This window comes from Bhargavaea cecembensis, from assembly GCF_001619585.1.
Classification (GTDB): Bacteria; Bacillota; Bacilli; order Bacillales_A; family Planococcaceae; genus Bhargavaea; species Bhargavaea cecembensis_A.
Genome location: NZ_LQNT01000009.1, coordinates 1094462 through 1109602, shown reverse-complemented (window position 1 = coordinate 1109602; position 15141 = coordinate 1094462). Strand labels below are relative to the sequence as shown.

At 49.2% G+C, this 15141-nt stretch carries 14 protein-coding genes; 4 read left to right on the top strand and 10 right to left on the bottom strand.

Going from position 1 to position 15141, the window contains the following annotated elements; translation table 11 throughout:
• Positions 1-97: 97 nt before the first annotated feature.
• The 5 genes from AV656_RS08965 to AV656_RS08950 form a co-directional block, all read right to left on the bottom strand.
• Entirely contained in the window at positions 98-493 is a 396-nt protein-coding gene (locus tag AV656_RS08965) for a GDSL-type esterase/lipase family protein (RefSeq protein WP_269447385.1), read from the bottom strand.
• Positions 494-645: 152 nt separating this feature from the next.
• A complete protein-coding gene (locus AV656_RS16355; protein ID WP_156484829.1) occupies positions 646-900 on the bottom strand; it encodes a hypothetical protein in 255 nt (84 codons plus the stop codon).
• 404 nt (positions 901-1304) lie between these two features.
• The gene (locus AV656_RS08960) at positions 1305-1997 is read right to left on the bottom strand and encodes a GDSL-type esterase/lipase family protein (RefSeq protein ID WP_063181000.1); all 693 of its coding nucleotides are present in this window, start codon (positions 1995-1997) and stop codon (positions 1305-1307) included.
• 370 nt (positions 1998-2367) lie between these two features.
• Positions 2368-3261 (bottom strand): hypothetical protein, encoded by an 894-nt coding sequence (locus tag AV656_RS08955; RefSeq protein WP_197462225.1) that lies wholly within the window; start codon positions 3259-3261, stop codon positions 2368-2370.
• 68 nt (positions 3262-3329) lie between these two features.
• Complete coding sequence (locus AV656_RS08950; protein ID WP_063180996.1) at positions 3330-3860, bottom strand: Panacea domain-containing protein; 531 nt, start codon at positions 3858-3860, stop codon at positions 3330-3332.
• Between the two features lie 243 nt (positions 3861-4103).
• Here AV656_RS08950 and AV656_RS08945 point away from each other — a divergent pair, with 243 nt between their 5' ends.
• The gene (locus tag AV656_RS08945; RefSeq protein WP_063180994.1) at positions 4104-5240 is read left to right on the top strand and encodes a glycerate kinase; all 1137 of its coding nucleotides are present in this window, start codon (positions 4104-4106) and stop codon (positions 5238-5240) included.
• 159 nt (positions 5241-5399) lie between these two features.
• Positions 5400-6890, top strand: a complete 1491-nt coding sequence (gene tcuA / locus AV656_RS08940) for an FAD-dependent tricarballylate dehydrogenase TcuA (RefSeq protein WP_063180992.1) — start codon at positions 5400-5402, stop codon at positions 6888-6890.
• 57 nt (positions 6891-6947) lie between these two features.
• Here tcuA and AV656_RS08935 read toward each other — a convergent pair whose 3' ends face one another.
• On the bottom strand, positions 6948-7826 hold the full coding sequence (locus AV656_RS08935) for a LysR family transcriptional regulator (protein ID WP_063180990.1): 879 nt from the start codon (positions 7824-7826) through the stop codon (positions 6948-6950).
• 112 nt (positions 7827-7938) lie between these two features.
• Here AV656_RS08935 and yyaC point away from each other — a divergent pair, with 112 nt between their 5' ends.
• The gene (gene yyaC / locus AV656_RS08930) at positions 7939-8538 is read left to right on the top strand and encodes a spore protease YyaC (RefSeq protein WP_231877255.1); all 600 of its coding nucleotides are present in this window, start codon (positions 7939-7941) and stop codon (positions 8536-8538) included.
• A 59-nt stretch (positions 8539-8597) separates the two neighbouring features.
• On the opposite strand, the gene AV656_RS08925 is transcribed toward yyaC, so the two are convergent.
• Together AV656_RS08925 and AV656_RS08920 are read right to left on the bottom strand one after the other, a co-directional pair.
• Complete coding sequence (locus AV656_RS08925) at positions 8598-9911, bottom strand: CitMHS family transporter (protein ID WP_063180988.1); 1314 nt, start codon at positions 9909-9911, stop codon at positions 8598-8600.
• 171 nt (positions 9912-10082) lie between these two features.
• Positions 10083-10946 carry a LysR family transcriptional regulator gene (locus AV656_RS08920; RefSeq protein ID WP_063180986.1) on the bottom strand — a complete coding sequence of 288 codons (864 nt, stop codon included), beginning with the start codon at positions 10944-10946 and terminating at the stop codon, positions 10083-10085.
• A gap of 150 nt (positions 10947-11096) precedes the next feature.
• Here AV656_RS08920 and AV656_RS08915 point away from each other — a divergent pair, with 150 nt between their 5' ends.
• Positions 11097-12224 (top strand): 2-methylaconitate cis-trans isomerase PrpF family protein, encoded by a 1128-nt coding sequence (locus AV656_RS08915; protein WP_063180984.1) that lies wholly within the window; start codon positions 11097-11099, stop codon positions 12222-12224.
• A gap of 90 nt (positions 12225-12314) precedes the next feature.
• Here AV656_RS08915 and AV656_RS08910 read toward each other — a convergent pair whose 3' ends face one another.
• Positions 12315-12755, bottom strand: coding sequence for an SMI1/KNR4 family protein (locus tag AV656_RS08910; protein WP_063180982.1), 441 nt, complete (start codon positions 12753-12755; stop codon positions 12315-12317).
• Positions 12756-13529: 774 nt separating this feature from the next.
• On the bottom strand, positions 13530-14903 hold the full coding sequence (gene nhaC, locus AV656_RS08905) for a Na+/H+ antiporter NhaC (RefSeq protein WP_063180980.1): 1374 nt from the start codon (positions 14901-14903) through the stop codon (positions 13530-13532).
• Between the last annotated feature and the right edge of the window lie 238 nt (positions 14904-15141).

Below are 15141 nucleotides of genomic sequence, written 5' to 3'. Positions count from 1 at the left end.
CAATGCCGAAACTCTCCTTTTATATTTTGAGCTGGTGAGAGAATGATGCAATCCCGTCAATTGGTTTAACGGAGATCACATGCCTCTTTTATCGAATTCATTCCATGATCTGCTCCAGCCAAACGTCATACCCTTTCCCGTTCAGATGCAAGCCGTCTACCGTGTACTGCCTGTCGAGCTGCCCCTGGCCGTCCAGGAAATGAGAATGGAGGTCAATAAATTCCGCTCCGCTTTCCTCCGCGACCTGCCGGATGATCTCATTAAACTCGGAAATCTCTTCATCCCTGACCGCGTTTCCGACCAGGTCATGGTTCACCGGCAGGATGGAAAATAGGGTCACCTCAGTCACGGACGGATCAAAGGCTTCGACAATCCCTCGTATGTTCTTTTCGTATGTATCGGGTTTGACGCCTTCCATGATGTCGTTGATCCCAACCATCACATACGCCTCCTGCGGCTCCCGCTCGGCGACTTCATCAATGCGGTTCAGCACGAGCGTAATCGGTCAGGCTGTCGCCGACTTCTTTGACATTGTGGAATCCGTGGTCTAAGTCATTTTAAGGCTGAAAAAATACGGGCGGTTCGGCAACCCGACCACCCGGAAGCTTGAGAAAAAAGTCGTACGGCTCAAATATCTATATTTATTTAATCAAAGTATATATTGAGTAATTCCCAATCATTATCACCTTTATATCTGACCTCTACAGTGTAATTTGACCTTATCATTCCACCAAAGCTATTCTCTGAATCAACTGATCCGGTTACTTGCCATACGTCATCATCAATTTCTACGGCCTCATTATCCCAATTAAATTCTGCCGTACTAGGTGCTTTTAAATGCTGTTCGACAAACCATTGAGCATAAGCTTTTGATTCCGTCTCTAAATCTGGAGTAAACATACTGTAGATTACAGATCCAACAAAAGCTAAAATCATTAGGAGACCGATAACATTACTAAATGTAAACTCAAGTGGCTCTTGCTTATTTTCAATTTCACTTGACAGGCTATTCCCCTCCCTTTTAATTAATATTATTTAATATTCAAAGGATTGGGGCTATATACCTGTTGTAATTTATATTTTTTAATACTTATAAGATTGTTGTTTAGAAGTTCTATGATCTTTACGGCCCATATGGCGTACCTCTGGTTCACAACAGGTCGTAACCAAGAATGTGTACGGCGTCCCCAAGAACAGGAGGATTATCGCTCTATTGTCAATGGGAGCATAAATTGTTTGGATACCCAGAAATAAACGAAGAGCATGCGCCGATACAGCGCATGCTCTTTTGAATGAATCCATCATCACTTCATCTGCTCCAGCCAAACATCATACCCTTTCCCGTTCAGATGCAAGCCGTCCACCGTGTACTGCCTGTCCAGCTGCCCCTTGCCGTCCAAGAAATGCGAATGGAGGTCAATAAATTCCGCTCCGCTTTCCTCTGCGACCTGCCGGATGATCTCATTAAACTCAGAAATCTCTTCATCCCTGACCGCGTTTCCGACCAGGTCATGGTTCACCGGCAGGATGGAAAATAGGGTCACCTGCGTCACGGACGGGTCAAAGGCTTCGACAATCCTCCGTAAGTTCTTCTCGTATGTATCGAGTTTGACGCCTTCCATAATGTCGTTAATCCCGACCATCACATACGCCTCCTTTGGCTCCCGCTCGGCGACTTCATCGATGCGGTTCAGCACGAGCTTGGAAGTGTCGTCATAGACGCCCCGATTGATCACTCGTTCATCCGGGAAATACTCGCCGAACGATCCGTAATCGGTCAGGCTGTCGCCGACGAAGGCCTTGTCAACCGGAGCGGCCGGCGACTCCTCAAAGACGGACGTTTTGGTCAGATAATATTCACTGAACGACTTGTCGGAAGTCATCGCCCGCCACTGGGCCTTGATGAAACGCTCCCCGCCGTTCATATAGATAATCCATCCCGCTGCCCCGATCAACAGCATATTCAATAATACCGAAACCACAAGCCATTTCTTCATGGTGTCCACTCCAAGTTTTAATATGAATAAAAGATGTCTACCCGTTTTGCCGTAATGATAGTGTCCGATTGCAAGAATTTAAGTCATAGAACACGAAACTAGTGGGTCACCACTAAAGACCTGAAGATAACCACTCGACTAACAAAATGGGGAAAACTCCCTGAATATTCTCGTTGCTTCAACTCAAATCAATGTATTCCTCACATAAATATATTGCATAGAAATCGATTTAGGCGCATAATATCCGGGTTATTTAGTGGTCCCCTAGTAATCTTATAGAACAAAAAAACTTCCGAGTTAACGGAAGTTTTCAACCTTTATAGACTGTTTCATTTCAATTTATGAAGTACCAAAGCTGAATTGATGGATATTATTTGAATTTACGGTAGTCAATCGTCTTTATTAAGACTGCGGCCCCTAAAGCAACTGGTAAGATAAGTAAGGTTAAAACAGGAAGTGAATTCCCGGTATTTACAAGTTGTTCGAATGTAATTCTGGTACTTGAGGAACTAAAGATAATGGATGCGATAGCCATATAGGAGAATATAAAAATACCAACAGAGAAAGGACCATTGTTAGCGAAAAATAACGAGGCAGGTACCTTATTAGTTCGGGCCTCAATAAGGGAAGATATCCAGCGAGTAAGCAGACCCAGCATACAAAGAACAGCTATTGCTACTAGGCTAGCCATTAACGTTGCCTTCCACACAGGTAGTTCGTGTAACTCATCAAAAGTAGAGGTTATAAGCTGTAACCCGCCAAATATACTTAGAACAATTGCGGTGAAAATCCCGAGAATGGTGACGAACTGGGTATATATTCTGGAAAGGTGAGATTCAAAATCCTTCAACTGTTCTGTTAATCTGACTTGAGCTTCCCTTTGAGAATCAATAACTGCTAATTGATTCGATAATTCAAATTGTACCCTCCCCACTTCTATTTCCAGGCTTTGTACTCTTTTATCCACTTCCTCATCAAACTTTTCAACGATTTTTTGAAGGTTTTTTTCAGATGCTAAAAAAGCAACCTTCTGCTCGTAGGAAAGCAAAAAGTGCCTCCTCATCTTTCTAATCAATCTCTTATGTCCCTCATCAGAAAGTATTTTCTCAAGCTCGGCCAGGAATTGAAGTAGTAAATCTAATTGTTCCCTATCAATTTCATGTCTAAATATACTACGGAAAATAGCCGGATAATCGATTTCCTCATCTACTAGAAATGATTGTTTGAATCTATGTGCTACTCTAACAAGGAGTTCTTCAGTCACATCCTCTTGCATAGCAAGTTTAAGGAGGAGTTCATAGAATGTTTCCTGGGTAGACATTCTTTTGTCTGTCATGGTGTTTCCCAAAGTCTAAAAGAGGGGTTGTGAGAAAAATCTTCAAGAATTTCATCATCAGTATATTGAAGGTTTCGTCCCCCTGAAAGAATATGAGATTCAAAATTCCTCCAAGCTGGATGTTTGTGCGTTTCATTGACTAATTTAAAAGGGTTGTAACTTAGCAACTGATTTACTGTTTCTTCAACTAACTTCTTATCGTCCGGTGAAATTCCTTCACCAACGGATAAATCGGTGTTGGGGCTCTCATCACTTTCATCTAGGAGAGACATGAAGTTAAACTGTACAGGGACCCGATTAATATCCTCTGCGCCGTAATGCTTAAATCGATGATATACTTCAGGAATAACCGGACCATATCGCCATTTTTCAATTGGCTCGTCAAATAAGACACCCTTACCTTCAAACAAGAACCTTGCTTCCAGGTAGTATAAAATTTTTTGCAACTTAAGGTTGTTCACCGGGTTTCCTTTTGAGTTTGCATATTCGATAACAAAGTCCGCGATGTCATTGACAGGATAAGCCATATTGTTATTCCTCCTTCCTTCAGAAAGACAAAAAGCTATTACCGACAATATACAGTATTGCTGTAGAGAATGACACTTATCTTAATACTCTGTATCCTAATTATAACACATCCAGCACTTAAGTGCGAACGTTCGTTCTTGAGAGAAGGGTGTCAGTACATGAACTTTTTCACCAAGAAAAAGGGTCAATAACCGAAGGATTGCTGACTTGTAGTTCTATTCAGATGAAAGTAGGTCTTTTTCTTGAACATCCTCATCGCCATCGATTCATTCAAAGGCAGCCTCACTTCAGCAGAAGCGGGAGTAGCAGTTGCAGCCGGTATCCGCGCGACATATCCGAATGCAGAAATCGAGGTCGTTCCGCTCGCGGACGGTGGAGAAGGAACAGTGGAGGCGCTCGTACAGGCGACGGGCGGCGAACTTGTCCGCGCCCGGGTGACCGGCCCGCTCGGCAATCCGGTCTACGCTACATACGGCCTGATCGGTGACGGCACGACCGCCGTCATCGAAATCGCCGAGGCGTGCGGGCTCCCGCTCATTCCGGAAGCGGATCGTAACCCGCTGAAGGCCACCAGTTACGGTATCGGTGAGCTGATCTTGAATGCCGCTTCCCGCGGCGCCCGTTCACTCATTGTCGGTCTTGGCGGCAGCGCGACAAACGACGCAGGTGTCGGCATGCTGCAGGCACTTGGCTGCAGCTTTTTGGACGATACGGGGGAAGAGGTGCCGCGGGGCGGGGAGGCGCTGAGCGCCATCCGGTCGGTCGATATCTCCTCGCTGCACCCGTCTGTAAAAGAGTTGGACATTCAAGTCGCCTGCGACGTGAACAATCCTTTGCAAGGGGACCAGGGCGCTGCCTATATTTACGGCCCGCAGAAAGGGGCAACCCCAGAAATGGTGAGGGAGCTGGATGGGGGGCTCCGAAACTTTGCGGAAGTGGTGAATAAGGAGCTTGGAAGGGACATTCAGGAGATTCCCGGTGCCGGAGCGGCGGGCGGACTTGGTGCTGCATTTGTCGGGTTCCTCAACGCCGAACTCCGGAGCGGAATTGGACTCATTCTGAACACCATCGGACTGGAGGAAAAGATTCGGGAAGCGGATTTTGTCATCACTGGCGAAGGCCGCATGGATGCCCAGTCTTCCATGGGCAAAGCCGCCATGGGTGTTGCGGGTCTCGCCCAAAAGCACGGCAAACCCGTCATCGCCCTCGCCGGCAGCGTCTCGAAGGAAGCCGCCGAACTAAACCGGATGGGCGTCACCGCCTATTTCTCCATCATGCAGGAAGTCGTTTCGCTGGAAGAGGCGATGAAGCCCGACACCGCCAGACGGAATCTTCGCACCACCGCAGAACAGATCTTCCGGCTTATCCAGAATTCATAAAACCCTAGTTCAAGGAAGGCTCCGGGAAAAATTCCGCGCCTTCTTTTTAGTTGTCAGCCATAAACTTTTTGTATGGATATTCATACAATAACGGTATTTTATTTATTCTTCCTTTCATCTTACGATGGATTTATCAAAGAAATCGCAGGAGGAATAGTGATGACAAAGAATTACGACGTAATCGTTGTAGGAGCGGGGAATGCGGCATTGTGTTCGGCCATTGCGGCAAAGGAAAACGGGGCGGAGGTTCTGGTTCTTGAGCGCGGCCCGAAAGAAAAGCGGGGCGGGAACTCCTTCTTTACGGACGGGGCAATCCGGGTTGCCTATGAAAACCTCGATGCCATCCGAAAAGTGATCCCGATCTCGGATGAAGAGGCAGAGAAAATCGAAATGCCCGAGTACACGCAGGAGGACTTTCATGCGGACCTGATGCGCGTCACGGAAGGCAAGAGTGATCCGAAGCTGGCCAATCAGCTGATCTCCAAGTCCTATGAGACGATCGCCTGGATGGCGGAGCAGGGCGTCCAGTTTGAACTGAACTTCGAGAACCAGTCGTTCGAAAAAGACGGGAAGCGCCATTTCTGGGGCGGTCTTCCGATCCGCACGAAGAACAAAGGGATCGGGCTGATCGACGATCTGAACAAGCGGGCCGAAGAATTGGGCATCGACATCTGGTACAACTCGCGAGCGACCGATCTGGTCATGGACCAGGGCCGTATCACCGGCCTGGTGCTTGAACAGGAAGGAAAGCAGATTGCGGTCAGCGCCGCGAGTGTTGTCCTGGCATCCGGCAGCTTTGAAGCCAATAAGGAAATGAGAAGCAAGGAAATGGGCAAGGAGTGGGAAGCGGCGATCGTCCGCGGAACCGAATTCAACACAGGCGACGGCATCAAGATGGCACTCGCGGTGGGTGCACAGAAACACGGACAATGGGACGGCTGCCACTCGATCGGAACGGACTACAACGCGCCGAAGGTCGGAGACTTCAACAAGCCGGGCGACATCTACAAAAAGTCCTCCTTCCCGCTCGGACTCCTGGTCAACAAGGAAGGCAAGCGGTTCGTGGACGAAGGCGCCGACTTCCGGAACTATACGTATGCCAAATACGGCCGCGAAGTGCTGAAACAGCCTGGCCAGACAGCATTCCAGCTGTTTGACGCACAGGTCCGTCCGATGCTGCGCAAGGAATACAATCTTGAAGAAGCCACAGTCCTGGAGGCAAACTCCCTCGAGGAACTGGCGGACCTGATGAAAGTCGACAAAGAGCAATTCCTCGAAACGATCAACGCGTACAACGCGGCTGTCCAGGAAGGGGAGTACAACCCGACCGTGAAGGACGGCAAAGGCACAGTGGGCATCACCCCGCCAAAGACCAACTGGGCACTGACCCTCGACCAGGCACCGTTTTACGCCTACCCGCTCACATGCGGCATCACATTCGCATTCGGCGGCGTGCATGTCAGCCCTGAAGGCGAAGTCCTGGACGAGCAGGAAAACCCGATTGCCGGACTCTACGCGGCAGGGGAAATGGTCGGCGGCATCTTCTACCACAACTACCCGGGCGGCTCGGGACTCATGTCCGGAGCGGTCTTCGGAAAACAGGCCGGCACCTCCGCCGCAAGTTACTCGAAGGCGAAAGTCACAGTCTGATCAATACAAATAAGAGCATCTGCCCAAACAGGCAGATGCTCTTTTTAATGCCTTCATTCAATCCGTCAGCCATTCCATGGCATCCGATTCCTTCACAAAGTTGACGAACGCCTTTACGATATTAAGCTCCAGCGACTCTTCGTGGTAAAGCATCCAGGTTTTGCGGACAATCGGATGGCCGTCGGCGGTCTGGATGACGTGTGACCGGATTTCATCGTTGCCTCTCAAGACCATCGACGGCAGAATCCCATAGCCCAGCCCGTTCGCAACGAGCTTCTTGCACGTGCCGGCCTTGTCCACCTCGATGCTGACGAGCGGCGGCTCGGAGAAGTTTTCGTGCCACCAATGATCGATGGAATGCTTCAGGATCGGATCGGTATGATAGTCGATGCGCGGCAGCTCGGGCAGTTTCCGGATGTCAATTTCGCGGTTGGCAGCAATGCTAAGAGTGTCTTCAAACAATAAATGTTTTTGACCGTTCCAGGCATAGTCGCCCCGAACGATGGCAATGTGGACCTCCTGGCTGTAGATCAGATCGGCGATATCACTGCTGAATCCGGTAGTGACCTTGAATTCAATGCCCGGGTATTGCTCCTTGAACGCCTTCAGCAGACCGGGCATGAGGTAGTCAGTCGAGAAGTTGGAGACGGCCAGCCTTAGGGTGCCGGTGAGCCGGTCCTCGAAATTCAGCACGTTTTCTTTAATCCTCTGAATCGACATCAGCATTTCCGATGCCGCCTTCGCCAGGTATTCTCCCTGTGGCGTAAACTGGACACCGCGCCGTCCTCTGTTGACGATCTTCACATTCAGTTTCCGTTCCAGCTGGTGAAGGCGGTTCGTCAGGGCGGGTTGTGAGATATAGAGCATCTGGGCCGCCTTGGTGATGTTCTTTTCCTGATGCAGCGTCTGGATCAGGATCCAGTCCCGTTCATCCATTCTTTTCCCCTCCTTTCCATAGACTTTTGAACAATGTATTTCGTGTTCAACTCCCGGTTAGGATATGATAGAAACAACAGATAGGCTATGCCAAAACGTGAGGATGATGATCGTGTGTTCGTTATTCCGGGATCCTGAAAATCATTTGCAAGACTCCACCCCATTTTATCTGAAACCCGGGGGGAAAACAGAAGAAAACGAAATTGCGGCCTTGTCCCTGGCCATCAGGGACATCATCGGGCAGGCTTCCGGCGAGGACCGGGAAGTGGTCTTTTTGTGCATCGGATCGGACAGGTACGTCGGGGATTCCCTCGGCCCCCTGGTAGGATCGATGCTCGAAGACGGCCGGGTCCCATTCAAGGTGTACGGAACGTTAAAAGACCCGGTCCACGCTTTTAACCTGAAAGGAACCATCAAGGAGATCAACCGCCAGTTTACGAAACCGGTCATTTTCAGCATTGATGCTTCCCTCGGCACAAAAGAAGAAGCGGGTTCCGTCATCTTTAGGGATGGCCCCCTGAAGCCGGGCAAGGGAATCGAAAAAGTGCTCCCTTCAGTCGGTGATTATCATTTCGCGGGCGTCGTGAATTACATCGACCCGCTCCCGACTTCTCAGTTCCTGAACGATACGAGACTGTATACCGTCATGACGCTGGCGCGGGCAATTGTGAAAGTCATCACAGGAGCTCTGCCGCACAAAGAACAACTCTAAACCACATCAAAAAACCATCCGAACCAGGTCATTCCCGGTCCGGATGGTTTTTGGTTTGTTCAGATCACGCCGGTCAGAACAGCAACGATGATCATGAACACGGAGCAGAGGAAGGCCCATTTAAAGGCGAACTTCTGGATTTCCCCGAGATCACGCTTGATCATACCGGTCAGCAGGAGCGTGGAAGCCACCAACGGGCTGAGGAAGTGTACCGGCTGTCCCAGTACGGAAGCCCTGGCGATTTCCAAGGCACTCGCGCCATACGCCGTGCCCGCTTCTGCCAAGATCGGCAGGACACCGAAGTAGTAAGCGTCATTGGACAAGACAAACGTGAATGGCATGCTCGTGATCGCGACAATCAGAGGGAAGAAGCCGCCGGCGGATTCCGGAATGACGGCGATCAATGCATTGGAGATGGCGTCGACCATTCCCGTTCCGGAGAAGATCCCCGAGAAAATCCCTGCTGCGAATACAAGTACAACAACCGTCAGTGCATTTCCTGCGTGTGCCTGAATCCGTTCCTTTTGCAGATCGATGTTCGGGTAGTTGATGACACAGGCGAGAACGAATCCGATCAGGAACAGCACAGCTACCGGCATGACACCCATGACCAACAGTGACATGACAGTGACAACGAGAATCAGGTTGACGATTCTGAGTTTGGGACGCTTCAGGCTATTTTCTGCTGCGGCGGTGGCGGATACAGCCATTTCAGTCATTCCCAGGGAGACACTGGAATTGTTCTTTACTTCAACGACTCCGAGCCTGGCCCGCTCTTTCAGGCCGAGGACATAAGCGATGAACAGGATGGAAGCCATACCTCCAAGCATCGTCGGAATAATCGGGAGGAAGAATTCATCGGCGTCCAGTCCCAATGAAGCGATGGCTCTTGTAGCCGGCCCGCCCCATGGCGTCAGCCCGCTCACGACACTGACAGAGAGCAACGAGATGGTTGCGAGTATAAGAGGATTCATGCCGATCCGGAGATACAGGGCAAACATCGCAGAAATGGTGATCATATGGGTCGTGGTTCCGTCACCGTCCAGTGCTACAGTCATGGCGATGACGGCTGTGCCTATTGCGATTTTCGCAGGGTCCCCCTGAACCAATTTTGTAATCGTATTAATCATGGGATCAAATAATCCAGCATCAATCAGGATTCCGAAGAACAGGATGGCAAACAGCAACAGGGCAGCTGAAGGAGCGACTTCTTTCAGACCGTCCATCATCATGTCCCCGAGCTCTAACCTAAAGCCGGCAATCACTGCGAAAATAATCGGGATTGCGACAAGCGCAGTGACCGGTGATAATTTTTTGGCCATAATCAGGTAAGTAAATGTAATGACCATCGCTATGCCCAAGAACGTAAGCATGGATGAATCCCTCCCCCAAAGTAAGTAATCGCTTTCATCGATGATAACAAAAATAGCATCGAAAAAAAGTGTTGTTTTTAGAATATTATAAGGAGGGGGATAAGTGAAATATATATATTTTTATGGTTTTCTAAAAATTTATTTATAATCTAAAGTAGAATTGTTGCTTATTCATACGGAAGGGCGGTCCTCAAGAAACTTCACAAAACTTCGTACCGTGGGCAGTTTGAGCAAGTCCTGGTCATACATCAGCCATGTATGCCTGCTGACAGGGTTTCCATCTTTGTACGAGAGCTCATAGACATGTAGATTGTCTGAAGGTTGGAGGCAAATCTGCGGAACGACGGCGATTCCCAAATCATTCTTCACCATCTCTTTGCACGTTTCCAGACGGTCAGTTTCCATCACGACACGCGGCGGTTCCGAAAACTGATCCTGCCACCATCCCATAATGAGTGCCTTCAGTGAATTATCGGTTTTGTAATTGATAAAGGGGAGGTCAGCGGAGTTTTCGATGGTAATTTCCTGGGCTGAAATCAAGCAAAGGTTCTCGGTATGCAATAGTTTTCTTTCTCCGTACCATTCATAATCCCCGCGGAATATCCCCAACTGAACCGTAGAGGAGTTAAGAAGGTCCATCACTTCGGTGCTCCATCCTGTGTTCACGCTGAATTGAACTTGCGGGTATTCGGTCGAGAACTCCTTTAGGATCTTCGGGAGCTTATATTGGGCAAAGTTGCTGGAAACGCCCAGCCGCAAGGTTCCTTTTACTTCACCCTGCATATTCATCATATAGTCTTTCGTGTGCTGCAGTTTTTTGATCATGTCATCCGCGTATTCGGCCAGATGGGTGCCTTCCGGCGTGAACTCGATCCCACCCTTGATCTTGAAGAAAATCTTTGTCCCAAACTCGGCTTCCAGGTTTTTAAGCCTGTAACTGAGTGCCGGCTGGGAGATATACAAGCGCTCAGCGGCTCTGCTTATATTTTTTTCTTCATAAAGGACCCTGATTGCAGTCCAATCCTTTTCATCCATTCTTGTATTCTCCCTTCATGGTTATAAGATTTTTTATAAGTTTAATAAATAAAATATCTATTTTACTTATGACATTAACTATCATACTCTAATTTTACAAGTAGGGTGTTAAATGTTTTAAAAAATTTAGCAAAAAAGGTGGTTGGTGACATGAAAGTTCCTGTAGTGGTGATGAGGGGCGGAACCAGCAAGGGCGTATTCATCAATTTCGACGATATGCCGGCAGACCGGTCCCTCTGGGAGGAGTTCCTTCTGGATATTATGGGGAGCCCGGACCGCAGGCAGATTGACGGGCTTGGCGGAGCCAACTCACTGACCAGCAAAGTGGCGATCATCAAGCAGTCGAAACTTGCCGGAGTGGATGTGGAGTACACGTTTGCCCAGGTCAGCATCGAGCACCAAATGGTCGATTTCAAGGGGAACTGTGGAAACATTTCGTCCGCGGTCGGCCCGTATGCCATCCAGCAGGGGATGGTAGCAGCTGTTGAGCCGGTCACCAAAGTGAGGATTTTCAATACGAACACGAACAAAATGATCGGTGCGGAAGTGGAAGTCGAGGACGGACAGGTGAAAACGGAGGGACTGTGCTCAATCCCGGGCGTCCCGGGAACAGGCTCGCCAATTTACTTGGCGTTCAAAGATGCCGAAGGGGCCGTCACGGGAAAGGTGCTGCCGACAGGGAAACCGGTCGATCAGATCACGACGTCCAGAGGCACGGTGTCCATCTCGATCGTGGATGCCGCCAACCCGCTGGTGTTCGTCAGGGCGGAAGAAGTCGGCCTGACGGGCGCCGAACTGCCTCATGAGCTGACACAGGAAAAACTCGATGAACTGGAGGAAATCCGTTCCATCGCAGCAGATCTGTGCGGATTTGCGTCCAGGGAAGAGGCGACGGTGAAGTCCCCGGCAGTTCCCAAAATGACCCTCATCGCCCCTCCGCAGGACTACACGGATGTCACCGGTGTCCTCAGGAAAGCCGAAAACATGGACTGCACGATCCGGATGATGTCGATGCAAAAACCTCATCAGGCACTGGCCATCACAGGGGCCATTTGCTCGACGACAGCCATCTTCCTGAAAGACACGCTCCTGTATGACCTGGTCGAGCCCAAGCAGGAAGTCATCCGGCTGGGGCACCCGGCAGGCATCATGGAAACGAAAGTGGACCTGATCGCCGGCAACATCAGCTCAATCAAAGTCGTGCGCACGGCCCGCACCATCCTGGAAGGAACCGTCTACACCAAGAAAAACTATGAGTATGCTTATAGCCTTGCATGATTGGTCTACCGCACAAAAAGGCGCCCCTGGTTGGGACGCCTATACATAACATTGAATCGGCTTCCGCTCCTGGGAAGCCGGTTCATTTATTTAATATTCCCGTTCCTCTTCCTCCTCCGCCAAGAGCGTTTCAAAAAATTCCCCATACGTTTCCCAGACATCCGGCGGCGAAGTGAACGTCCGGCCGGCCAGGTTGGTCACATCCATCGCATCAAGCCAGATGACTTCCGGAGTACCGGAAGTGTCCATGACAATCAGGCTTTCCGGGGGCTCGGCCAGCACGACGAAACGAGAGGGGAGGCCAACGGTTTTTCTTAGCCTTAAGGTTTCATCTTTAACGTTTGGTTTCCGGTCATCCGGGATTGAAAAATGGCTGATGCCGCCGAGAAGGCCACCGTTGTAGTACGCGGAGATTTCCCGGAATGTTATCGGAAGCCGGATGTTCAGCGTTTTCTCGATTTCTTCTAATTCACGGTCACTTGTACCTTCATCAGGATAAAGATTGATGTACCGTTGCTTAAGGGGATCCATTAGAGTGCTCCTGTCATCTGATTATGGTTAAAATGCCCATGAATCAAAAGGCATTGGTCATCATATAACCTAAAGGGGAGTGAGGCATCCACCGGTCAAAGGCTCCCTTTTTAGATGCAGAATCGTTTGAGAACCATGCTTTTGGTGGTATACTAATGTCGATAACAGTCGAACCCGCCAAAAAGCCACCCGGGGGCAACCGGATGGCCCAGCGGATACGGCGCAGGGAAGACCTGCCCGAAACATATGGATCAAGCAAAAAATGACCTCACCATCGAGCGGCTATTCTCAAACGGGGGGTCATTTTTTCTGTGCTGATTCCATAATGGTAGCGACCAGAGCCGCAAAAGCGACAGCAAACATCAGTGCCTCGTGAATAGACACAAGCCTCACCCCCTTTCGTGTGGGAGTGGGCAGATCCGTTGCAGGCCGCACCGCTGTCCTATAATTATACCATTTGTCGATCAAAAACTTACTAGGCTAAGAGTAGGGAATACTATTCTATATAAAGGAATAAAGTAGCATTTTTGTATATTCGTTGGACCTGTTTTTGCTCGTTGAGATGCTGATTGCCCTAGAAGGGAGCCTGTTCGGGGTAGGCTGGGACTCAATCGGCGGAATGGAAAAGAATCCAAAAAGAAGGCGCCCGGTGCGGACGCCTTCTTTTCAATTATTATAGTGAACCATGTCATAAGGATAATAAGAAAGGTAATTCCTTGTCATCTTCATACATCCTTATCCCAAATCCATGACTTCCTCGCAATCCACTATGGATTATTCTTTCGACAACCCGACTTTGGTCAGGCCACTTAAAATCGTCAGGAATGGGCACAGCAGACAGAATATCGCGAATGGCACGTATTCCACTGTCGGCACACCCAGGACGCCCGCGATAAATACTCCCGCCACTCCCCAGGGCACAAGCGGGTTAATGACGGTTCCCGCATCCTCCAAAGCCCTTGATAATGTCTTTTTATTGTAGCCGAGCTTTGTGTATTGTCCTTCATATGCTTTGCCTGTGATCAGGATGGATAAATACTGCTCGCCAACAAAGAAATTCAGGCCGATCGCCGTAAAGGCAGTAGTGGAAACGAGGCGGAAAGCGTTTGTTAACAGCCCTTCGACTGCCTGCAGAATCGATGGAATAATCCCCAACAAGAACAAGAGCCCTCCCATGCCAAGCGCCAATAAAACCAGGGAAATAGAGAACATCATGCTTTCAATTCCGCCACCGGAAAGCACTGAATTCAATTGTTCCACATTGCTTTCCATGACATAACCGGAAAACAAAATGCCGGCCATCTCCGAGAAGGCGATGGAACGATCTTGTATAAATGCAATGACGACACTGCTGACGATCCCGGCCGATAATGTAGGAATGGCGGATACTCGCATCATCGCGAGAGCAGCCACAATGATAAATGGAATAAAGGCAACCCAGCCAATATGGCTATATTCTTTCAGTGCCTGTAAAAAGGTCTCGATATCTTCTGTGTTCTGACCTTTTTCAGGAGAAAGGATCACAAATACAACCGCTGCGATGATGAATGCCGGAACCGTTGTCCATAGCATGTTTTTTATATGTTCAAAGAGGGGCACGCCTACAGTTTCAGAAGCAAGGTTGGTGGTTTCCGAGAGGGGGGACATTTTGTCTCCCAAAAAGGCCCCGGAAACAATGGCGCCTGCCGTTACAGCCAGAGAGGCATCCAGCGCTGTGGCCATTCCGATAAACGCCACTCCGATGGTCGCCGCTGTAGTGAATGCACTGCCGATTCCTACACCGACAATGGAAGTGACAACAAATACGGCGAAATACAGCGGCAGATCCGAAAATAAATGAAAACCGTAATACATCAGACTGGGAATCGTTCCGCTCGCCATCCAACTGCTGATCAGCATCCCGATAAAGAAAAAGATATAGACGGCACCAAGTCCCGAGGATGCGCCCTGAATCAATCCTTTTTCAATTTCAGGAATGCGAAGGCCCTTTAACCTGCCATAGACCATCAGGAAAATGATCGCAAAAATGATCGGCAGATGCGGGGGCATGCCAAGCATGATAATACAAATGCTGATGGATGCAAAAATCACCAGCAAAACCAGAATCGCTTCCCAGACCGGTAACTTTAATTTTGACGACTGCAACATACTTTTCTCTCCCCATAACATGATCATCCTCAGAAAAAGAGCACAAAAAAAGCCCTTCTCCAAATAGGGACGAAGAGGCTTCGCGGTACCACCCTAATTGACAAGAAAAGCTTGCCCACTCCATTCAATCTGCCTGAAACATGCAGGTGTAATTCACTTTGGTTCCGCCCGGATTTGCACCAACCATCCGATCTCTTTGTTCTGCAGGAATTCAAAGCTACTGTGTCTGCTAGCAGAT

Coding starts and splice junctions, on each gene's coding strand:
- AV656_RS16355 (WP_156484829.1), bottom strand. CDS start 900: ATGTTTACTCCAGATTTAGAGACGGAATCAAAAGCTTATGCTCAATGG.
- AV656_RS08960 (WP_063181000.1), bottom strand. CDS start 1,997: ATGAAGAAATGGCTTGTGGTTTCGGTATTATTGAATATGCTGTTGATC.
- AV656_RS08950 (WP_063180996.1), bottom strand. CDS start 3,860: ATGGCTTATCCTGTCAATGACATCGCGGACTTTGTTATCGAATATGCA.
- tcuA (WP_063180992.1), top strand. CDS start 5,400: ATGACAAAGAATTACGACGTAATCGTTGTAGGAGCGGGGAATGCGGCA.
- AV656_RS08935 (WP_063180990.1), bottom strand. CDS start 7,826: ATGGATGAACGGGACTGGATCCTGATCCAGACGCTGCATCAGGAAAAG.
- AV656_RS08925 (WP_063180988.1), bottom strand. CDS start 9,911: ATGCTTACGTTCTTGGGCATAGCGATGGTCATTACATTTACTTACCTG.
- AV656_RS08920 (WP_063180986.1), bottom strand. CDS start 10,946: ATGGATGAAAAGGATTGGACTGCAATCAGGGTCCTTTATGAAGAAAAA.
- AV656_RS08915 (WP_063180984.1), top strand. CDS start 11,097: ATGAAAGTTCCTGTAGTGGTGATGAGGGGCGGAACCAGCAAGGGCGTA.
- AV656_RS08910 (WP_063180982.1), bottom strand. CDS start 12,755: ATGGATCCCCTTAAGCAACGGTACATCAATCTTTATCCTGATGAAGGT.
- nhaC (WP_063180980.1), bottom strand. CDS start 14,903: ATGTTGCAGTCGTCAAAATTAAAGTTACCGGTCTGGGAAGCGATTCTG.